Source organism: Roseburia sp. 499, from assembly GCF_001940225.2.
GTDB lineage: Bacteria > Bacillota > Clostridia > Lachnospirales > Lachnospiraceae > Petralouisia.
In genome coordinates this window covers 2,843,464-2,864,384 of record NZ_CP135164.1, presented here as the reverse complement: position 1 = coordinate 2,864,384, position 20,921 = coordinate 2,843,464, and the positions used below count along the sequence as shown (strand labels likewise).

Genomic DNA, 20,921 nt, shown 5'->3' with positions numbered 1-20,921 from the left:
TGAGGAGAAGCTATCTTCCTCTAACCATGGATATCAGTTCATTATAAAAGTCTTAGATTTTTGTCTTGACAACTGAACCACTATATATTGATAAAGAAAATCTTAATATTATAGTTTTGGAGATATTATCATGGCTGAAATTAGAAAACAAAAGGAGTATATGGATAGCTCAGGGAAGAAAAGCATGCTTAAAACCCCTTCAATTAAATATGCAGTATCCTTGGTGTACCGATTTATGTATGTTAGTTGAAAAAGAGAAATTATTTCAAGAGTATTTTTCGATAAAAGAAGGGAAATTTAATTTTTCGGATTTAGTGACTGAGGATATTAAGATAAAGGCGAGAGAATTGGCATATAAAAACTATAATCCTCAAAAGCACACATAAGTTAGAAGCAAACAAGGTGGTGTTTAGATTATATAGTTTTAGGTTTTAAAGTTAAATTCTATTGGGATTAAATAGGAAGTGGTGATTTTGAGTCATTCTTGACATAGATAGAATTGTTTTCTAAAATTAAACTGCCAGTTTATAAAAAGGAAAGAGAGCGATAGCATGAAAAAATATAGTTTAGTTATGGATGATGATTTTGAAGGAACGGAATTAAATACAGAATATTGGTTGCCTACTTATTTGCCACAGTGGAGCAGTCGTAAAAAGACAATCCCTAGTTATAAGATTCGGAACAGTATATTGACTTTGTATATTTCTGATGAACAGGAGCCATGGTGTCCGGAGTGGAATGGTAATGTTCGGGTTTCGAATCTTCAGACAGGTGTTTTTTCGGGAGAGGTGGGAAGTGATATCGGTCAGCATCATTTTACAGAAGGATTGGTTGTCCGTGAATTCCAACGTAGAGAGCTGAAAGTGGCACCACAATATGGATATATTGAATTTAAGGCACGGTGTAATATTGCAAAAGAAAATGTAGCAGCTTTGTGGTTGATTGGTGTAGAGGAAAATCCCTCACAAGCAGCAGAAATATGTTTATTTGAATTAAAAGGATGGAATGTGGCAGATGAATATGCAGTAATTGGATACGGAGTACATCCATTTGCAGACGGAAATATAAAAGATGAATTTTATGAAGAAAAGTTCTCTATTAATGTAAAAGAGTGGAACACATATGCCTTGAAGTGGGAAGAAGATAAAATAACATTTTATTTGAATGGAAACAAAATAAAGGTGATTAATCAAAGTCCGGATTATCCAATGCAGATTATGTTGGATTTATATGATATAGAAAATAAAAAGGACGAAAGTAATGTATTTGAGATTGATTATGTAAGAGTATATCAATAGGAAAGAATAAAAAGGGATAACACCCTACAGTTTCATCCGAAACTGTTTGGGTGTTATCCCTTTTTGTTGTTTAAATACTCGAATAAAGTGGCTGCAATCGGAAAATCCTGTTTCCTGACTGATGTAATTCAAGTCTAAATTGGTAAAACGCAATAAGTCTTCCGCCTTACAAATTCGGACAAATTCAATATATTTTTTGCAGGATTGTCCATAAGTTTCCCGAAAAGTTTTTGCAAAATAGGAATAGCTCATGTGGCATCGTTCTGCCAAGTCTTCTACTCTGAGCGGAAGGTGTGCATGTGTATCGATATATTCGGTAATGGAGGCAAGAGAATCTGTATCCTTAGGCGGGGTAAATGCCTGGTCTGTATCAAAGCCATTCTCGCGCCAGATACGGACGATTTCCAACAGAATTGTTTGGATACAGGAGCGAATCATCATTCGGTAACCATATTGCTGGTGTTCCATTTCTGTAACGCATCGAACAAAAAGCTCCTCTATGGAGAGGTGCTTCAGTTGTTCGGCAGTGAGATGAACACAGGCATTTGGGTCTTCTTTTGCATGTGCAAAGAGACTTGGGATATGAATGCCGGAAAACGTGGAGGAAGAGTGGTCTGTTGCGGGAAAGAGTTGTCCTAAATCAAATTTTAATACGCAGTAGCCCAGAGGAACATCGGTAGCAATGTAAATGCTATGGATTGTCTGGGGCAAAAATAGAACTAAATCTCCCGGAGAGGTGTAGAAGCTCTTATTGTCGCACTCAACAATTCCATTTCCCTTTTGGAAGTAAAGGAGTTCTGCAAAATAGTGCCAGTGAGGGCGTACAGGAAAATAGCTGTTCTTTGCGCTATCAGCGTAAAAACATTCGTAAGGCGCATTGAGCGAATCTGAATATTCAAATAAAGAATTCATATTGTTTACCTCAAAATCCCAATTTTTAAAATAGATTTGTACGATTTTGGTTCGGGTGTTTAAAGAACTTTTCACTTTTTTAAGGGAAAGGAAACTGTCCCAAATAATGTCCATCTGTCGTATCCATATTATAGTACCACTGTCCATCGTTGATTAGTCCTCTTGCTACCATGCCGTTCCAGTGATAGAATACCACTCTTCCTTTGGGGTCATAAGAGAATCCACAAGTGAACAGTGTTCCGTCAGCGTTGGCATATCCATAATCCCTGCCGTTTGCAAACTGAAACCATCCAGAATCTTCCATTTTTCCATTTCCGTTTAGGTAGTAGACTTTATCACCTACAAAAGTAATCTGATCAAAGTATGCTCGTCCATCTCCTGCAAAATAGCAGGTATATCCGACATCTTCACAATAATAAAAGGTATTGAATAACATATGACCATAATCATCAAAATAAATAACGCCCGTTCCCTCCGGGTCGTAAGACATTCGACTCTTCATTGGTGTTCCGTCATATTGTAGATAGTACGTCCAGTCGCCATCAAAATAATAATCATTATAAATCATTGTGCTGTCTTTACGGAAAAAATGCATTTTGCCAGTTTCATCCTGATAACATTCATCCGTATACTGATTGCCGTTTTTATCGAAATAATATACTTTATCTTCTAATCTCACGAATTCATCAAAGACTTGGTGTCCGTCATTATTAAAATACCAGACATTTTCAGAGTCCGGATCTTTTTGTAGTTTATTTTTGACCATATGGGCATTTTCATCAAAATAAACTACAAAGTCATTGGTGGAATCATCTATTCGTCTTGAGGTAACAGCACTGCCATCTTCTTGAAAATAATAGGTATTTCCCTCGTATTCCACCAAACTATCCTTTACCTTTTTGCTATTTTCATCATAGTAATAATATTTTCCATCCTTTTCTACCAGACCATGCTTCGGCTCCATCTCTGCCAAAACGAAATCTGCGATTTTTTTCATTCCGTTTTCGTTTGGATGCACATAGTCTTGGGTTTCCATATCGTTTTGACCTTCCAATCCGATTGTGCGTAAATCTACATACAGGATATCCTTGGTATTACAGATATCTGTGATGATGGCACAGACTTGTTCGGTATCCTGCGCGATGTCTGGATAAGCTAAAGAATAAATCGTATGGTAAGGTAGTAAACAGATAATTTCTGCTTCCGGGTATTGTTCTTCTGTTTTTGTAATCATTGTGTAATAAGCATCTGCAAAATTATCCACTTTTCCGTAGCAGTAGTTTTCCTTCACTGTTCCAATTTCTACTTCGCCTTGAGAGAGAATATCATTTGTTCCGCCAAACACAAAAATTTTATCCGGCGTTCCGTTTGCACCGAGTTTAGCAATTCTGGTATCGGAAGCCATATAATAGTCGTTTCCAACATGATACACGCTATCCTCAGTCTGTCCGTCCCATGTCACTCGGGAACCGCCTAGCGATTCATTCACGCCTAAAGACCAGTTGTTTCTTTGAAGAATTTGCATCCACCACGTAGTTTCTATTGGCAGGAGTGTTTCGTTGTAATAATTGCCTGCGGTTCCGTAATCGGTATAATCCAGATAGGTTGTGATACTGTCACCTAAAAAGGAAACCAATGTAGTACCTGACTGATATCCTTTCGAGGCTGTTTTAATCGTTAATTCCTGCGGTGTGTCCAACGTATTACAAAGGTTTAGTTCTTCGATTTCCTCCTGCGACATTTTGTCTGGACTGAGTGTTTCATCTTCTGCTGCAGCAACGGTTTTACATTGAACAAATAGCATGAAAGCTAATGTTAGGCAAAAAAATTTTTTTATCTTTTGTATACAAGAAAAAGAATTCATGTTGTTCACCTCAAAATCCCAATTTTTAAAATAGATTTGTACGATTTTTATAATAAAATATTATAGCAGAAAGAAATGCAAAATGCTATATTCAACTCATAAGATTGGAGTTTCGTGATGTGTGTAAGATGAAGAAACAAGAAGGCGAGGGAATAATCATGAGTATCAGTTATCAAAAAGAAACAGGTGTGTTTAAACTTGATACGCCGAATACCAGTTATATTCTTGGAATTGTAGATGAAGAAAAATTTGTTGGACATATCTACTATGGAAGAAAATTAGGGAATGATGATTTTAGATATCTTATGCGTACTGGAGAAAATCCTTTTGTGCCGTCAGAAAACGGAAGAGATCGAAATTCATTTCTGGACTCTTTTCCGATGGAATATCCGGGTAGCGGTGTCGGAGATTATCGGGAAGGAGCGATTAAGGTTCGTACGAAGCAAGGGCACGAAGGTGTGTTGCTTTTGTATAAGAGTCATCGGATTTATCCGGGAAAACCGGAACTTACAGGACTTCCAGCTACTTGGGGAACAGCGGCAGAATGTGATACGTTGGAATTGATTTTGGAGGACAAAGTATTAGGACTAGAGGTAACATTAGTTTATACAGCGTTTCATCAATTGGATGCTATTACCAGAAGTGTGAAGGTGAAAAATGCCGGAAAAGAGACGATTTATCTTACTAAGGTAATGTCTGCGGCATTTGATATGGATAATGATAGAGAATTTGAAATGCTTACGATGCATGGTTCCTGGGCGAGAGAAAGAAGACTTCAAAGAAGAACAGTAGGTTATGGAAAGCAAAGCTGTGGTTCCATGCGTGGAGAATCTTCTCATCAGGAGCATCCGTTTTTGGCGTTGTTGGAAAAGGGAGCGAATCAGAAGCAAGGGGCAGTCTACGGACTAAATTTTGTATACTCCGGAAATTTTCTGGCGCAGGTGGAACAGAGCCAGTTTGATAGTATGCGCGTAATGATGGGAATTCATCCGGAAAACTTTTGCTGGGAGTTAAAAATGGCAGACACTTTCCAAACGCCGGAAGTTGTTATGGTATATTCCAATCAGGGAATTGGAAAAATGACAAGAACATATCATGATTTATACCGCAATCATCTGATGCGAGGTGAGTATAAAGATAAGAAACGCCCGATTCTCATTAATAACTGGGAGGCTACTTATTTCGACTTTAATACGGAAAAATTGTTAGACATTGCAAAAGAAGCATCAAAACTTGGAATTGAAATGCTTGTTATGGATGACGGGTGGTTTGGATATCGAAATGATGATAATACCAGCCTAGGGGATTGGGAAGTCAACGAGAGCAAGATTCAGGGTGGACTGAAGCATTTGGTCGAGGAAGTAAATAAAATGGGACTGAAGTTTGGAATCTGGTTCGAACCGGAAATGATTTCTCCGGATTCTAACCTGTTTCGGGAACATCCGGATTGGGCAATTCAGATGCCGAATCGGACACCGAGCCTTGCCAGAAATCAGTTGGTGTTGGATTTGAGCCGTCCGGAAATTGTGAACTATATTTATGAAAAAGTAGCGAAAATTCTAAGAAGCGCTAATATCGAATATGTAAAATGGGACATGAATCGTCAGCTGAGTGATTTGGGAAGTTTTGGATTACCGGCAGAACGTCAGGGAGAGCTGAGCCACCGATATGTACTTGCGGTATATGAGATGCAGGAGAGACTTACGAAGGAGTTCCCTCATGTGTTGCTGGAAAATTGTTCCGGTGGCGGTGCCAGATTTGATGCAGGAATGTTGTATTACAGTCCGCAGATTTGGTGTTCAGATGATACCGATGCCATAGAACGACTGTCCATTCAGGAAGGAACATCTATGATTTATCCGCTATCTGCCATAGGAGCGCATGTATCAGATTGCCCGAATCATACAGTGGGTAGAAAAACACCTTTTGAAACCAGAGGATATGTAGCATTGGCGGGAACGTTTGGATATGAATTGGATGTAACGAAAATCCATCAGGAAGACCATGATATGATACCGACACAGGTGGAAATGTATCATAAATACAATGATTTAGTGCGTGCCGGAGATTATTATAGAATTGCTTCTTATCAGGAAAATCATGAATATGATTGCTATGAAGTAGTGGCAAAGGATAAATCAGAAGTGCTGATTACTTTTATTCAGGTAATGGGGAGAGCAAATTGTCACAGTAGAAGAATTTATCTGGATGGTTTGGATGAGAACCAAAAGTACTATATTGAGGGAGAAGATACTGTTTACCTTGGAAGTACCTTGATGTATGGAGGGTTACAGATAGAGAATCTTTGGGGGGATTTTCGTGGAAAGTTGATTTATTTGAAAGCTAAGGTTGACAAACAAGCGGAAAGTGATTTGAAGTTCTTCCAGAGTTAGAAAAATATTAAGAAAAATTTGAAGATATTTCTATTAAAAATCCGTTATAATGTGATATACTGTACAAGGCAATGTAGTATACATGATTATAGCGGATTTTTGAATAGAAAGGAAAAGATATGTTAGAAATTTTAAAGGCAGCAATCTACGGAATCGTAGAAGGAATTACAGAATGGCTTCCGGTCAGCAGTACCGGACATATGATTTTATTGGAAGAAATTATGCCGATGGATGTATCCAAGGATTTTTGGAACATGTTTTTGGTGGTGGTACAGTTAGGCGCAATTTTAGCAGTAGTACTGTTGTTCTGGAATAAGATTTTTCCTTTTAAGCCGGGAAAAAAAGAATTTGTAGATATGAAAATTATGAATCTTTGGGGAAAAATTTTAGTAGCATGTGTTCCGGCAGCTGTAATTGGTATTTTGTTTGATGACTGGCTGGATGAGCATTTGTATAATTATTGGGTCGTTTCTGTTATGCTGATGTTGGTTGGTCTTGTATTTATTATTGTAGAAAATCACAATAAGGGACAGCGGGCAACTATGAGAAATACGGATGCCATTACTTATAAAGCGGCAGCAATGATTGGGGTATTTCAGTTGGTTGCAGCAGTGCTTCCGGGAACTTCACGTTCCGGGGCAACCATAATCGGAGCATTGATGATTGGAGTGGCTCGTACAGCAGCTGCTGAATTTACTTTTTATTTGGCTATTCCGGTTATGTTTGGAGCAAGCTTTTTGAAACTTGTTAAATTTGGATTTGATTTTACGGGAACGGAATTGGGAATACTATTTACAGGAATGATTGTATCCTTTGTAGTATCTGTCATTGTGATTCGTTTCCTGATGGGATATATCAAAAAGCATGACTTTAAGGTATTCGGATGGTATCGTATTATATTAGGTGCCATTGTATTGCTTTATTTTGGAGTAATACGGTAATGTGGTTTAGAAAGAAGCAGAAAGAGGAAAAGATTATGTATGTAATTGCAGGCTTGGGAAATCCTACTGCCAAGTATGAAAAAACAAGACACAATGTAGGATTTGATGTCATTGACCGGCTGGCAGAGAAATATAATATAAGAGTATCAGATAATAGGCACAAGGCACTTTGTGGAAGTGGTATGGTGGAAGGGCAGAAAGTATTGCTGGTAAAGCCACAGACTTTTATGAACTTAAGCGGTGAGAGCATTGGTGCCATTCTGAATTTTTACAAAGTAGAACCGGAGACAAATCTGATTGTTATTTATGATGATATCAGTCTGGAACCGGGGAAACTGCGTATCCGTAAGAAAGGAAGCGCTGGGGGGCATAATGGAATTAAGAATATTATTGCTCACGTCGGAACACAGGAATTCCAGCGAATTAAGGTTGGCGTTGGAGAAAAGCCTCAGGGTTGGGATTTAGCGGATTATGTGTTAGGCCATTTTTCCAAGGAAGACCGGGAAAAGGTGGAAGATGCTTTTGACAAAGCAGTAGAAGCAGTAGGATATATGGTAAACGGGGAGACAGATAAGGCGATGAATCTGTTTAATTAATACTACGTTTCATGAGGTTGAGGTAGGAAGGATGAAGAGTTTTACAGAGCCTTTATTGGGTTTAAAAGAATATGAAGAATTAAAGAATACACTTTCCAAAGAGAAAGGAATCATACAGGTTTCTGGATGCATTGATGCCCAGAAGCCTCATTTGATTTATAGCTTATCTCAGCAAAAGAAGAAAAGTCTGATTGTGACTTTTAATGAGCAGAAGGCGCGAGATATATATGATAGTTATCGTTTTTTCGACAGACAAGCGGTGTATTATCCGGCTAAGGATGTGTTGTTTTATCAGTCAGATATTCGAGGAAACCTGCTGACTGCGGAACGGTTGCAGGCAGTAAGGGCGTTGTTAGAGCAGGAGCAAGTGACGGTTATTACCACCTTTGATGCGTTGATGGACCGGATGGCGCCTCTTAATAATATGCAAAGTGGAATTTTGACTTATTCTGTTGGGGATTCCATGAATATGGAAGAGATGAAGCAAAAATTGGTGCAAATGGGATATGAGCGCAATTACCAGATTGAAAGTGCCGGACAGTTTGCGGTTCGAGGGGGCATTCTGGATATTTTTCCGTTGACAGAAGATGTGCCTTACCGCATTGAGTTGTGGGGGGATGAGATTGACTCAATTCGAAGCTTTGAGGTAGAGAGTCAGCGTTCTATTGAGAATTTGGAGGAGGTACGGATTTATCCTGCCTGCGAAGTGGTGTTGTCGGAAGAGCAGATTACACGGGGATTGGAAAAAATAGAAGCAGACACCCAGAAACTCTATGAAACATTTCGAAAAGAAATGAAGACGGAGGAAGCACATCGGATTCGCAAAACAGTGGATGCACTGAAGGAAGAAGTAACAGAAATGGGCCGCGTAGGAAGTCTGGACAGCTATTTCAGTTATTTTCTGGAGAAGACAGTATCCTTTCTTGATTATTTTTGCGAAGAAGATGCAATGATATTTTTGGACGAACCGGCACGAATTGCAGAAAAAGGACGCGTGGTGGAACAGGAATTTTCCGAGAGTATGAAGCATCGTCTGGAAAAGGGATATATTCTGCCGGGGCAAATGGAAGCACTGTATTCGGGACAAGAGATTCTGGCGATGTTGGAACATCGTAAATGTGTAGCTGTTACAACTCTTGATATAAAAACAAATGAACTGGAAATAAAATATAGATTTAACATACAGACAAAAACAGTAAATCCATACAATCGTAGCTTTGAACTGTTAATAAAGGATTTACAGCGGTATAAGAAAAATAAGTATCGGGTAATTTTATTGTCTGGTTCTAGAACCCGTGCATCACATTTGGCAGAGGATTTGCAAAATGAAGGATTGAGTTGCTTTTACAGTGAAGATTTTAACCATGAGGTGCAGCCGGGAGAGGTGATGACTGCTTATGGTAAGCTGAAAAAGGGATTTGAGTATCCGGATATTAAGTTTGTAGTGATTTCGGAAAGTGATATTTTCGGTGGAGAAAAGAAGCGGAAGAAGAAACGAAAGATATACGAAGGCGAGAAAATCCAGAGTTTTACCGACTTAAGTGTAGGGGACTATGTGGTACACGAGCGCTATGGTGTGGGAATCTACCGTGGAATCGAAAAGGTAGAGATTCAAAAGACCGTAAAAGATTATATCAAGATTGAATATGATAAGGGAAGTACCTTGTATATCCTGGCTACCCAGTTAGAGGCAATTCAAAAATATGCAGGAGCAGACGCGAAGAAGCCGAAGATAAACCGATTAGACGGACAAGAGTGGAACAAGACAAAGAACCGCGTAAAGGGCGCTGTAAAAGAGATTGCAAAAGAGTTGGTGGAACTGTATGCAATTCGTCAGCAGACCGAAGGTTATCAGTATGGTCCGGACACCGTATGGCAGAAAGAATTTGAGGAAATGTTCCCGTTTGAAGAAACGGAGGACCAGGAACTTGCCATTGAAGCCACGAAGAAAGATATGGAAAGCACCAAGATTATGGATCGCTTGATTTGTGGTGATGTGGGATATGGAAAGACCGAGATAGCCATTCGTGCAGCATTTAAGGCAGTGCAGGAAGGAAAGCAAGTGGTTTACCTTGTGCCTACCACAATTTTAGCACAGCAGCATTACAATAATTTCGTACAGCGTATGAAGGATTTTCCGGTGCGAGTTGATTTGATGTGTCGTTTTTGTACTAGCAGTCAAACAAAGAAGACGGTAGAAGACCTGAAAAAGGGTATGGTTGATATTGTGATTGGAACCCATCGGGTACTTTCTAAAGATGTAGAATTCAAGGATCTGGGGCTTCTCATTATAGATGAAGAGCAGCGTTTTGGTGTTGCCCATAAGGAAAAAATTAAGCAGATGAAGAAAAATGTGGATGTTCTGACCTTAACGGCAACGCCGATTCCGCGAACACTCCATATGAGTTTGATTGGAATCCGAGATATGAGTGTGTTGGAAGAACCACCAATGGACCGTATGCCAATCCAGACGTATGTTATGGAGTTTAATGAAGAGATTGTGCGGGAAGCAATTCACCGGGAATTGGCTAGAAACGGCCAGGTATACTATGTTTTTAACCGGGTAAACCAGATTGCAGAAGTGACTTCCAAAATCGCAGAACTGGTACCGGAGGCAAATGTAGCATTTGCCCACGGACAGATGAAGGAGCGGGAACTGGAAGATATTATGTATCAGTTTATTAACGGAGAGATTGATGTACTGGTATCTACCACAATTATTGAAACAGGATTAGATATTTCCAATGTAAATACCATGATTATCCATGATGCAGATAATCTGGGATTATCCCAGTTGTATCAGCTTCGAGGAAGAGTAGGACGTTCCAATCGTACCGCCTATGCCTTTTTAATGTATAAACAGAACAAGATGTTAAAAGAAGTTGCAGAGAAACGTTTGTCTGCCATCAAAGAATTTACAGAGTTAGGAAGTGGATTCAAGATCGCTATGCGAGATTTAGAAATTCGCGGTGCCGGGAATCTGTTAGGGGCAAAGCAGCATGGGCATATGGAAGCGGTAGGATATGATTTATATTGCAAGATGCTCAATGAAGCAGTGAAGTCTTTGAAGGGAATTGAGACACCGGAACAGTTCGATACCACTATTGAGCTGGATATGGATGCATTTATTCCACCGACTTATATTCCAAATGAATTTCAGAAGTTGGATATTTATAAGCGGATTACGGGAATTGAGAATCAGGAAGAAAGTGAAGAAATGCTGGAAGAACTGATAGACCGTTTTGGAGAACCACCGAAATCCGTGGAAAATCTTTTGACGATTGCACAATTAAAGGCTAAGGCGCATAGTTGCTATTACACTGAAATTAAAGAAAATGGAGATAAAATTAAATTTACATTTTATAATCAGGCAAAGATTAATCCGGCAAATATTGCTCAGATGGCAGAGAAATATGAAGGTGCACTTCAGTTTGTAAGGGATGCCAAGGCACCTTATTTTGAATATGTGAGAGGGCATAATACACGTCAAAAGAACAAAGGGGCATTAGAAGTGGCAGAGCAGGTATTGGAAGATACGCAGGCACTGTTGATAGAAAAGTGAAAAAACTGTTAAATCGACTGAAAAATGTTGATAGCCTCGAAAAAAAGAACTATAATATCTTTTATGTAAAAAAGAAAAGGAAACGTAGGAGGAAACTATGAAGGCAAAAAGATTACTGCCACTACTTATGGCAGCGGTAATGGGAGCATCTGCATTAACAGGATGTGGCAAGATTGATAAAGATGCAACAGGGGCAACACTGAATGGAGAAGAAATTTCCCTTGGATTTATGAATTTTATGGCAAAGTTCCAGCAGGCCGTATACGATGGATATTTAGGATATATGTATGGAACAGCAGATTATTGGTCTCAGGATATGAGTGGTAATGGCACCGATATGGAGACAACCGTAAAAAGTCAGGTGGCAGAGAATATAGAATTGCTGTATCTTTTAGAAGATCATATGACAGATTATGGCGTGGAGATTACAAAGGATGAATTAACCGCTATGGATGAAGCTGCTGAGAAGTTTATGTCAGATAACAGCAAGGATGCGATTGAACAGATTGGAGCAACAAAAGAATATGTGAAAGAAATGCTTCGACTGGATACGATTCAGACAAAAATGCAGGCTGCGATTGAAGCAGAGGTAGATACAGAAGTTTCCGATGAAGAAGCTGCACAGAAGACCTTTAGTTATGTAAGAATCAGCAAGACTTCGACTACAGATGCAGATGGAAATACAGTAGAATATACAGAGGAAGAAAAAGAAGAGTTAAAGAATACTGTGGACGCATATGTAGAAAAAGCAAAGGCAGATTTTGACGGAGCTGCGGCAGAGGCAGGTTATACCGTTTCAACTTATTCTTATGGAACCGATGAGAGCAATTTTGCAGAGGCAGTTATTGCGCAGGCAGACAAAATGCAGGATGGTGAGATTAGCGGATTGCTGGAGGATGATGATAACTACTATGTCATCCGCATGGACAGTACGTTTGATGAAGAAGCAACTGCGAAAAAGAAGGAATCTATTGTAAGTCAGAGAAAAACAGATCATTATACAGAAGTGTGTGATGGATACAAGGAAAACGCAAAATACGAAATAAACGAATCTGAATGGAAAAAAGTAAAGTTTGATGAATTATTTACGATGAAGCAGGAAGAGACGGAGAGCACAGATAGTACAGAGAGTGAATAGAAAGCAAGGGCTTCAGGAATATTGAATGTGGATATTTCTGAAGCCAAAAAACTATTGACATAGTTTAGAGAAATGTTTATAATCCAACACAAGAGTTGTTTTGAGAGGAATTTTTTGGGGAAAGAGTATAAAATGAATGATAAGGGGTATTATTATACCAAAATCAGCGCATACGAGCGTGAGATAGCGGCTTGCAACAGTGCAATCAGCAAGAAGAATCAGCAAGCTAGTGAATTAGCAAGTCTTAAGTCAAAGATTTTCCGTTATTCGGAAGTGTTTGACGAAGTTCAAAGAAACCGTAGAAAAAGTCTGTCCCTAGCGGTTGGGGAATTGTTTTCCAGAAAGAGATATAGTCAAAGAATTGTACAAAGCTTTGAGCAAGGTATGAATGAACTGTTATCCGGTAGTGAACAGAAACGTGTATTTGATGGATTAACAGTTGCCGAAGAAACGGTAGCAGAAAAAATCAGAAGATTAAATAATGAAATCGAAGAATGTTACAGACAGATTTCGGAGTACAACGATAGTATTGCAGAGTGTAGAAGAGAGATTCGTCGTATAGAGGAAAGGGAGCGTGAACATGGCAGATACCGTTATTGATGAAGAATATTTATCCGAGATGGAGAATTGGATTACAAATCAGGGAGAACAATTCGAAACGTTTCTTGGTGAATATATTCAGATACTTTTTCAGACGTCAATGCAAGGAATTGCAGAAGGAAAAACAGCAGAAGCATTAAAAAATTATATAGGAATTGCGTCCACATTAAAGAATCATGTGGGTAGTACATCGGAATTGGCAGTGCAGATGCTGAAAAACTATAAGGCTGACATAGATGAGACAGATAGTTACTTGTATTAAGTAACTAGGAAATGAGGCTAGGAAAGGGGCAAAAATGGATAGAATACGTTTTCAAAGTTTTGTAACGCAAAGTGCTTGGCAGCGAATGCAGGCATTAAAGCAAAAATGGGATGCAACAGATTGTACGCTTCCGACTTCTGCGGAAGGAAAAGGGGAAGCTTTTGAAAAAATTGCACAAGTTGGCGAGGAATATAAACTTTTGCACGAGGCAGTTTCATTTTTATTGGAAAATACCTTGCAGTTCCTGCAAAAAACAGAAGAAGCATTTGTAGGGGAAGATGAAAAAATGGCGGAGAAGATTGGAGGATAGAAAAGGGGATTATGATAAGGGATTTTTCGCAAGAAGCAAAGGAGACATTATACAGTCAAATAGACAAGGTTACACCGGTAGGCGTGATGGAATCTGTAGGAGACTTTTTTGGAGATTTGGGACTTGCATTTCAGTCATGGGCCGGGGAATTGAGTATTAATTCTTACTTGGATAATGTGGAAAAATATCATGAAAAAGTACTGGATAAAAATAATACCACAAAGAAAGAGATTGACAAGATATTTCAGGAGGTTGCGTCAGTAGACAGTAGCTATGCCGGAGAATTCCAGAATGTTTCAGCTATAATGGTACAGTATCGGGAATATATCAATGCAATGTCTGAAATGATTTTACCACAAAATCTTACAAATCCATTGGCAACTGCGCATATATCAATTCAAGATATTCTGAATCGGATGCAGGATGCTGAGGCGGAAGTGTGGATAACTCAGTATTTAAGCGGCGAAGAAGTGGAAATAGAAGATTGGAAAAGAGAGCAGATAGAGGCGTATATAGATCGTCAAGTAAATGCATTGGGAAGAGATGTGACCCAGTTAAATGCAGCAGATGATAAAGCAATGCAAGAGAGAGTTGTTGTATTGTATCAGATGTTAGATCCGGAGGCAGCGCAGAGATTCCGGGAATTGTTTGACTCGTCAGCCACACAAATTGATGATTTTGACAGAAATAATATTATGTATATTGCATACACAGCAGATGAGCCGTACCGGTCATTGTTTTTTGAGTCGCTAGGGACGTATACAATTGGGAGGACGGATTTAGCGGATAAATCTTATTTTACACGAACAGGAAACAAAAAGGACGGAACACCGGCTAATTCTATTAATTTTGGTGCGAGTGATGCCTTTTATCACTGCCCCAAGGGGGCCTATACTACGTTTTTTCATGAATGTGGACATGCCATTGATTATAATATAGATGGGGATACCTATTTTTCTAATGTGTATAAGGATGGTTCTAATTATGATATTATAGCGGGAGATGTATATACGTATATAGAAACGGAGATAGAAAATTATATCAGTACAATGAATTTGTCTGAAACATGCTCAGTGGGAAACATTATTGAAAGTATTAAAAATGGTGGGAATATAGAGAGATTATCGGAAGATGAAGAGGAATTATATGAAATACTTCAAGATGATATGCATAAAAAATTAAATACAATAAGTATTGAAAATCGGTATGAGAATAGTTCGGGCATATGGCTTGGCACACAATACATGGCAGGTATATCAGATGTATATGGAGGAGTTACAAATAATATAATTGTGGGGGAAAGAGGGCATTGGGATAAGGAAGAAAAAGGCTCACATAAGGGGGAGTATACATATTGGTATGATCCGGAAACTGGTGAGAGAACAGGAAATCAGGAAAAAGAATTGTGGGCACATTATTTTAGCTTTGAAATGCTGGGTGATGCAGAGGTAATAAAAGTAATGGATGAGTATTTTCCGAATACAATGCAACAGTATGGTGATATGGCAACAGAGATGACTGAATATTATAGAAAATAGGAGAGTTATGATGACGAAAAGTAGAAAGAGAATACTATTGTGTATTGGTATGGTTATAATGGGGATGTTATTGTATGGTTGTTCTAGAAAAAATGATAAAAAGGGAAAGGAAGAAAAAAACGTGGTGGAGGTACAGGATGTGAAAGATAAGAAAGAAGATAAAGAAGTGAAGCAAAATATAACAAAAGAATATTTAATAGAAAACTATGGAATTTCCGAGGAAGAATTAGAGGGTGTAGATATAAAAAGTTTTCTATGGCGTTATCAAATTACAGAGGATAATATTGATGAGTATGATATACCAAGAAAATTAAAATTTTATAAAGAACATTTTGCAAGTCAGGGGTATATGAATTATGAATATATGTTATATGAAGTAGCAGATGAAGTACTTACAAAAGGAAATGTTAATGATATTATAAAAATTGCATGGTTTGTAAATTCTGGAGATAGTTTGGAATCTGTTGTATTTGATTTTGAAAATACAAGAATTTACGATGGAGCAAGAATTGATTATTTTACTAATGAGGATTTAGTAGGAAACACGGATGATACTATAAAACAGAAAGTGATTCAATTAATTTCAGAATATGATATATATAGTTGGAAAGATTACTATGAGGGTGGAAGTATGGAAGGAACTACTGCATGGTATCATTGGTCATTTGCAGTTGAGTTTTCGGACGGAACGATTTATCGGACAGGAGGAAAAGGTTTAGGGAAAGAAGCCTATCCGGAAAATATGTATGATTTTATCGCAGCATTAAGAGAATGTGAGCCTCAGAATAATACTCCGTAGAAAAATAAATAAACTGCCGAAAGTCTTACTTTTATGCTATAATAAAGCCATAACAAAGGAGAAGGAGGAGGCTTCTATGGCAGTTTATAAGTGTAGTGTATGTGGGTATTTATTTGATGAAGAAAAAGAAGGAAAAAAGTTTGAAACGTTAACAGAATGTCCGGTTTGCCATCAGCCGGTGGAGAAGTTTCAGAAAGTAGAGAACAAAGAGCAGAAGCGGAGCGGGGGAAAGCAGGAAAAAACTCCAAATAAGGAATCCAACAAGGTTAATCTTGCATATCCCGCAGAGTATGCACGTCAGGATGAGTCATGCCGCTATATGAAGGAAATTCATGAAATGGCAGTTTCCGGTCATTCTATTCATGCGGCAATGGGAACGACAAAAAATGTGCCTAGTTGGGATGATATTCTGATTTTGGGAGCGCAGTTGAATCCAATGCCTTTGGATGAAAATGCAAAGGTGACCACAACGGTGGTAATTGGAAAACATGCGAAGCGTCCTATGATTCTGGAAAATCCGGTGTATGTTTCTCATATGTCTTTCGGGGCATTGTCCAGAGAAGTCAAGATTGCGTTGGCAAAAGGAGCAGCTCAGGCAAAAGCAGCTATGTGCTCCGGGGAAGGCGGAATCCTACCGGAAGAAAGGGATGCATCTTATCGCTATATTTTTGAATATGTGCCAAATAAGTATGGTGATACGGATGAGAACTTGCGAAAGGCAGATGCTATTGAAATAAAAATTGGTCAGGGAACCAAGCCTGGAATGGGCGGTCATCTTCCGGGAGAAAAGGTGACAGCAGAGATTGCAGCAGCTCGTAACAAACCAATGGGACAGGATGTTATAAGTCCCTCCAGATTTCCGGGAATCAATACAAAAGAAGATTTGAAAGAACTGGTTACTCAATTGCGTAATCGTTCAGATGGAAGACCAATCGGTATCAAAATTGCAGCAGGACATATTGAACGGGATTTAGAATATTGTGTTTATGCGCAACCAGATTTTATTACCATTGATGGAAGAGGAGGAGCTACAGGCTCTAGCCCTCTTATGATAAGGGATGCTACCAGTGTGCCTACGATATATGCGTTATACAGGGCAAGGAAATACTTAGATGAGGTACATTCCGATATTTCTCTTGTAATGACGGGAGGATTTCGAGTATCATCAGATGTTGCAAAAGCAATTGCTATGGGCGCAGATGCGGTGGCAGTAGCTTCAGGAGCGTTGATAGCAGCGGCATGTCAACAGTATAGAATTTGTGGAAGTGGAATGTGTCCGGTAGGTATCGCTACTCAGGATGAAGAATTGAGGAAACGCTTACATATTGAAACGTCTGCAAAGCGAGTGGCAAATTATCTGAATGTAACACTAGAGGAATTAAGGACATTTGCAAGAATTACGGGACATGAAAATCTCCACGATCTTAGTGTTGCAGACCTTTGCACCACAAGCCGGGAGATTTCAGAGTATACGAATATTCCGCATGTATAAATTATTTATATTCTTCGTAAGTAAATGACATATTTTGAATTAAGAATTCTGTCATATCTTCTGGGAGCTTCTGGGTAAAACACAGAGGCTCCTTTGTAATTGGATGATTGAATTCTAACTTGGCAGAATGAAGTGCCTGACGCTTTAGAATCCGCGTATCCGTTTCTCCCTCTGGCAATGTAGAAAGGTAAGAGGCTTCCTTGGGGTTATATAGACTGTCTCCCACAAGCGGGCACTTCATATATTTCATATGAACTCGAATCTGATGGGTACGTCCTGTTTCCAATTGAAGCGCTACTAAAGCATAGCCGTTTTCTCTACCAAGTACTTGATATTGGGTGATTGCGCGGTCACCATTGATAAAGTCTACCATGCGTTCAATGGTAGAACCTTCCTTGCGACCAATCGGGGCATAAACAATTCCCATATCGGGTAAATATTTATCTTGAACGATAGCAAGGTATTCACGATGAATATCACGTTCTGCTACCATCTGAGAAAGGATGTTTGCGCTGACCATGTGTTTGGCAATAATGGTAAGACCGGAAGTATTTCGATCCAGACGGTTAACACAACGAAACACAAAGGGAATATCCTGGGTGTGATAATGCCATGCAACAGCATTGGCAAGTGTATTTTCATAGTTTCCCATGGAAGGATGAATAGGCATATCTGCCGGTTTGTTTACTACTAATAGGTCTTCATCTTCATAAACAATATCCAGTGGAAGATGAACAGGAATAATCTTTTGCGAGGATTCCGTTTCTTCCATGCATACCTTTAACGTGTCTAGTGGCTGAAGACGATAGTTCATATGCTCCCATACATTATTTACCAGAATACTTTCCGGCATTTTTTTTAAGTCAATGATATTCTGACCGGAAAATCCCTGTTCCTTTAAAAAGCGTTCAATACTATGTCCTGCATCTGCAGAAGTAATTTGATAAGTAAAGGTTCGTTTCATTTTGTCACCCGAATTATTTTATAATATATTAAAAGTAACATACTTCCATCGTAGATTCAAGAAAAACGCTACTATTCTGTATTTATTTCAAATATTTAGGCATGCTTATAGGTATGTGTATAAAAATAAATACGGAATAGCAACACTCTTGTTTGGAAAATGGTTCTTTAGTATAATAGAAGGCATGGAGGCAGGACATGAAGAAAAAATATCAGGCACTGGTTCTTGCCGTAGTAGCAGTTGTGTTAGTTGGAGTGTTGCTTTGGCAGGGAAAAGGTGCATCGAAAACAGATCGTTATGAAGCACAGTTTACAGATGTGTTTGATACGGTAACGAAAATTATTGGTTATGGAGAAAGTCAGGAAGTGTTTACCGAACAGGTAAGTGAGCTGAAGGAACAGTTTGACTATTATAATCAGTTGTACGACATTTATAATGACTATGAAGGTATTAACAATATAAAGACCATTAATGATAATGCAGGGAAACAGCCGGTAAAGGTAGCGCCGGAAATTATAAAATTGTTAAAACTGGGAAAAGAAACCTATGAAAAGACAGGTGGCGAGGTAAATATTGCATACGGAAGTGTGTTGCGTCTATGGCATGATTATCGAGAAGCAGGATTAGAAGATGCCGCTAAGGCAGAACTTCCGCCGATGAAGGAGTTGGAGGAACGGGCGGTACATACAGATATTAATAATCTTATTATTGATGAAGAAGCCTCTACTGTTTATCTGGCGGATCCGGAGATGTCCCTGGATGTAGGAAGTATCGGAAAGGGATATGCAGTGCAGCAGGTAGCGGAATATGCCAGCGAACATGGCATGGAACATCTTTTAATCAGTGCCGGTGGAAATATCTGCGTAGTAGGTACAAAGGAAGATGGGGAAAATTGGCGTGTCGGGGTTCAAAATCCGGATTTGGATAGTGATGAGGAATATGTGCAGAAGGTACAGCTGCAAGATATGTCTATTGTAACCAGTGGAAATTATCAGAGATACTATGAGGTAAAAGGAAAACGTTATTGCCACATTATCGATCAAGATACCATGATGCCGTCAGAGCATATGGCTTCCGTTTCTGTTATTATGAAAGATTCCGGGGAAGCAGATGCGATGTCTACAGCATTATTCAATATGGATTATGAATCAGGAAAGGCATTGGTAGAATCCATGCAAGATGTAGAAGCTATGTGGATATTGAATGATGGAACCATAAAATATTCCAGTGGATTTTCCGATTATCTGGCACAATAACAGGAGCATAAGGATGAAGAAAAATGACGTGATAATGATAGGAATTATTGTAGTGATTGCGTTGACAACCTGGGTGGGAGTGAATCTCTATGGTGAGCAGAATACCAAAGATGCTCTGGCAGTAGTGACAGTAAATGGAGAGGTGTATGGAAGTTATCCTCTGTCAGAGGACCGAGAGGTAAAGATAGAAGCAGAAAGTGGTGGATATAATCTGCTGATTATCGAAGATGGAGCAGCGAGTATAGAAGAAGCTTCTTGTCCGGATAAAATCTGTGTAAATCATAAGCCGGTAGATAAAACGGGAGAAACATTGGTTTGCCTGCCTAATAAAGTGGTGGTCGAGATACAAAATGGAGAAGAAGCAGATGTGGATGCATCCACTAATTAACAGTTAGAAGGGAAAACTTATGACAAAAAAAGTAGCGTATATGGGAATGCTGGTAGCCCTGGCATTTATATTTTCTTATATTGAGTCGTTGATTCCGATTACTGTGGGAATTCCGGGAATTAAATTAGGATTGGCAAATATGGTAATTATTGTGACGTTATTTACCATGGGAACAGGCCCGGCATTTGTTTTATCATTGGTTCGTATCGTGCTTACCGGATTTACGTTTGGAAATCTGGCAATGATGATGTACAGTCTGGGAGGCGGTATGCTAAGCCTGCTGATAATGGTAATTGCCCGAAAGCTGAAGTTGTTTTCTGTTACAGGTGTCAGTGTTTTAGGTGCAGTGTTCCATAATATAGGGCAGATTTTAGTGGCTGCCATAGTGGTAGAAAATAGCAGCCTTTTTTATTATCTTCCGGTACTTCTTGTTTCCGGTGTTTTTTTCGGGGGTGTGATTGGAATGGTAGGAGCTATTCTGATAAAACGATTGTCCGGGTTTATTCATAGGCAGATATAAAATAATGCTAAGAAAACATTAAGAGATTGCCCAGAAAGTGTTAAAGAAATTCCAGTTGGATTGACGGTAAAATAAATAGTTGATATGC

Annotated in this window: 19 protein-coding genes; 16 read left to right on the top strand and 3 right to left on the bottom strand. The window is 39.0% G+C overall.

All coding sequences use genetic code 11. The features are described from left to right. Positions 1-65: 65 nt before the first annotated feature. Together BIV20_RS14010 and BIV20_RS14005 are read left to right on the top strand one after the other, a co-directional pair. Positions 66-386 (top strand): hypothetical protein, encoded by a 321-nt coding sequence (locus tag BIV20_RS14010; RefSeq protein ID WP_075721996.1) that lies wholly within the window; start codon positions 66-68, stop codon positions 384-386. Positions 387-551: 165 nt separating this feature from the next. After that, a complete protein-coding gene (locus tag BIV20_RS14005; protein ID WP_075721997.1) occupies positions 552-1,298 on the top strand; it encodes a glycoside hydrolase family 16 protein in 747 nt (248 codons plus the stop codon). Positions 1,299-1,322: 24 nt separating this feature from the next. On the opposite strand, the gene BIV20_RS14000 is transcribed toward BIV20_RS14005, so the two are convergent. Both BIV20_RS14000 and BIV20_RS13995 read right to left on the bottom strand, forming a co-directional pair. Beyond that, on the bottom strand, positions 1,323-2,324 hold the full coding sequence (locus BIV20_RS14000; protein ID WP_242939888.1) for an AraC family transcriptional regulator: 1,002 nt from the start codon (positions 2,322-2,324) through the stop codon (positions 1,323-1,325). After that, complete coding sequence (locus tag BIV20_RS13995; RefSeq protein WP_158024954.1) at positions 2,290-4,014, bottom strand: GDSL-type esterase/lipase family protein; 1,725 nt, start codon at positions 4,012-4,014, stop codon at positions 2,290-2,292. Before BIV20_RS13995 ends, BIV20_RS14000 begins: the two co-directional genes overlap by 35 nt. 218 nt (positions 4,015-4,232) lie before the next feature. On the opposite strand from BIV20_RS13995, the gene BIV20_RS13990 reads away from it, so the two are divergent. From BIV20_RS13990 to BIV20_RS13940, 11 genes are all read left to right on the top strand, one after another. Then, positions 4,233-6,467 (top strand): alpha-galactosidase, encoded by a 2,235-nt coding sequence (locus tag BIV20_RS13990; protein ID WP_075722027.1) that lies wholly within the window; start codon positions 4,233-4,235, stop codon positions 6,465-6,467. Between the two features lie 119 nt (positions 6,468-6,586). Beyond that, positions 6,587-7,408 carry an undecaprenyl-diphosphate phosphatase gene (locus BIV20_RS13985; protein WP_075721999.1) on the top strand — a complete coding sequence of 274 codons (822 nt, stop codon included), beginning with the start codon at positions 6,587-6,589 and terminating at the stop codon, positions 7,406-7,408. Positions 7,409-7,443: 35 nt separating this feature from the next. Continuing rightward, positions 7,444-8,004, top strand: coding sequence for an aminoacyl-tRNA hydrolase (gene pth, locus BIV20_RS13980; protein ID WP_075722028.1), 561 nt, complete (start codon positions 7,444-7,446; stop codon positions 8,002-8,004). 31 nt (positions 8,005-8,035) lie between these two features. Then, entirely contained in the window at positions 8,036-11,566 is a 3,531-nt protein-coding gene (mfd, locus tag BIV20_RS13975) for a transcription-repair coupling factor (protein ID WP_075722000.1), read from the top strand. Positions 11,567-11,663: 97 nt separating this feature from the next. Further along, complete coding sequence (locus BIV20_RS13970) at positions 11,664-12,704, top strand: peptidyl-prolyl cis-trans isomerase (RefSeq protein WP_075722001.1); 1,041 nt, start codon at positions 11,664-11,666, stop codon at positions 12,702-12,704. 114 nt (positions 12,705-12,818) lie between these two features. Further along, positions 12,819-13,304 (top strand): hypothetical protein, encoded by a 486-nt coding sequence (locus BIV20_RS13965; RefSeq protein WP_143524586.1) that lies wholly within the window; start codon positions 12,819-12,821, stop codon positions 13,302-13,304. Continuing rightward, the gene (locus tag BIV20_RS13960; protein ID WP_075722003.1) at positions 13,285-13,566 is read left to right on the top strand and encodes a hypothetical protein; all 282 of its coding nucleotides are present in this window, start codon (positions 13,285-13,287) and stop codon (positions 13,564-13,566) included. Before BIV20_RS13965 ends, BIV20_RS13960 begins: the two co-directional genes overlap by 20 nt. Positions 13,567-13,600: 34 nt before the next feature. Further along, entirely contained in the window at positions 13,601-13,876 is a 276-nt protein-coding gene (locus BIV20_RS13955; protein ID WP_075722004.1) for a hypothetical protein, read from the top strand. 11 nt (positions 13,877-13,887) lie between these two features. Next, on the top strand, positions 13,888-15,414 hold the full coding sequence (locus tag BIV20_RS13950) for a hypothetical protein (protein WP_075722005.1): 1,527 nt from the start codon (positions 13,888-13,890) through the stop codon (positions 15,412-15,414). A gap of 10 nt (positions 15,415-15,424) precedes the next feature. Next, positions 15,425-16,213, top strand: a complete 789-nt coding sequence (locus BIV20_RS13945; protein ID WP_075722006.1) for a hypothetical protein — start codon at positions 15,425-15,427, stop codon at positions 16,211-16,213. 76 nt (positions 16,214-16,289) lie between these two features. Then, positions 16,290-17,705 carry a glutamate synthase-related protein gene (locus tag BIV20_RS13940; protein WP_075722007.1) on the top strand — a complete coding sequence of 472 codons (1,416 nt, stop codon included), beginning with the start codon at positions 16,290-16,292 and terminating at the stop codon, positions 17,703-17,705. Position 17,706: 1 nt separating this feature from the next. On the opposite strand, the gene BIV20_RS13935 is transcribed toward BIV20_RS13940, so the two are convergent. Next, a complete protein-coding gene (locus tag BIV20_RS13935) occupies positions 17,707-18,669 on the bottom strand; it encodes an RluA family pseudouridine synthase (protein ID WP_075722008.1) in 963 nt (320 codons plus the stop codon). Between the two features lie 197 nt (positions 18,670-18,866). Here BIV20_RS13935 and BIV20_RS13930 point away from each other — a divergent pair, with 197 nt between their 5' ends. The 3 genes from BIV20_RS13930 to BIV20_RS13920 are packed head-to-tail and all read left to right on the top strand — an operon-like array spanning position 18,867 to position 20,833. Further along, positions 18,867-19,925 (top strand): FAD:protein FMN transferase, encoded by a 1,059-nt coding sequence (locus BIV20_RS13930; RefSeq protein WP_075722009.1) that lies wholly within the window; start codon positions 18,867-18,869, stop codon positions 19,923-19,925. 13 nt (positions 19,926-19,938) lie between these two features. Further along, positions 19,939-20,313, top strand: coding sequence for a NusG domain II-containing protein (locus BIV20_RS13925; protein WP_075722010.1), 375 nt, complete (start codon positions 19,939-19,941; stop codon positions 20,311-20,313). A gap of 19 nt (positions 20,314-20,332) precedes the next feature. Continuing rightward, positions 20,333-20,833, top strand: coding sequence for a Gx transporter family protein (locus BIV20_RS13920; RefSeq protein ID WP_075722011.1), 501 nt, complete (start codon positions 20,333-20,335; stop codon positions 20,831-20,833). The last annotated feature ends 88 nt before the right edge of the window (positions 20,834-20,921 follow it).

Bases quoted from the DNA above. Each gene is read 5' to 3' on its own strand.
- BIV20_RS14005 (WP_075721997.1), top strand. From the start codon at position 552: ATGAAAAAATATAGTTTAGTTATGGATGATGATTTTGAAGGAACGGAA.
- BIV20_RS14000 (WP_242939888.1), bottom strand. From the start codon at position 2,324: ATGGACATTATTTGGGACAGTTTCCTTTCCCTTAAAAAAGTGAAAAGT.
- BIV20_RS13995 (WP_158024954.1), bottom strand. From the start codon at position 4,014: ATGCTATTTGTTCAATGTAAAACCGTTGCTGCAGCAGAAGATGAAACA.
- BIV20_RS13990 (WP_075722027.1), top strand. From the start codon at position 4,233: ATGAGTATCAGTTATCAAAAAGAAACAGGTGTGTTTAAACTTGATACG.
- BIV20_RS13985 (WP_075721999.1), top strand. From the start codon at position 6,587: ATGTTAGAAATTTTAAAGGCAGCAATCTACGGAATCGTAGAAGGAATT.
- pth (WP_075722028.1), top strand. From the start codon at position 7,444: ATGTATGTAATTGCAGGCTTGGGAAATCCTACTGCCAAGTATGAAAAA.
- mfd (WP_075722000.1), top strand. From the start codon at position 8,036: ATGAAGAGTTTTACAGAGCCTTTATTGGGTTTAAAAGAATATGAAGAA.
- BIV20_RS13970 (WP_075722001.1), top strand. From the start codon at position 11,664: ATGAAGGCAAAAAGATTACTGCCACTACTTATGGCAGCGGTAATGGGA.
- BIV20_RS13960 (WP_075722003.1), top strand. From the start codon at position 13,285: ATGGCAGATACCGTTATTGATGAAGAATATTTATCCGAGATGGAGAAT.
- BIV20_RS13955 (WP_075722004.1), top strand. From the start codon at position 13,601: ATGGATAGAATACGTTTTCAAAGTTTTGTAACGCAAAGTGCTTGGCAG.
- BIV20_RS13950 (WP_075722005.1), top strand. From the start codon at position 13,888: ATGATAAGGGATTTTTCGCAAGAAGCAAAGGAGACATTATACAGTCAA.
- BIV20_RS13945 (WP_075722006.1), top strand. From the start codon at position 15,425: ATGACGAAAAGTAGAAAGAGAATACTATTGTGTATTGGTATGGTTATA.
- BIV20_RS13940 (WP_075722007.1), top strand. From the start codon at position 16,290: ATGGCAGTTTATAAGTGTAGTGTATGTGGGTATTTATTTGATGAAGAA.
- BIV20_RS13935 (WP_075722008.1), bottom strand. From the start codon at position 18,669: ATGAAACGAACCTTTACTTATCAAATTACTTCTGCAGATGCAGGACAT.
- BIV20_RS13930 (WP_075722009.1), top strand. From the start codon at position 18,867: ATGAAGAAAAAATATCAGGCACTGGTTCTTGCCGTAGTAGCAGTTGTG.
- BIV20_RS13925 (WP_075722010.1), top strand. From the start codon at position 19,939: ATGAAGAAAAATGACGTGATAATGATAGGAATTATTGTAGTGATTGCG.
- BIV20_RS13920 (WP_075722011.1), top strand. From the start codon at position 20,333: ATGACAAAAAAAGTAGCGTATATGGGAATGCTGGTAGCCCTGGCATTT.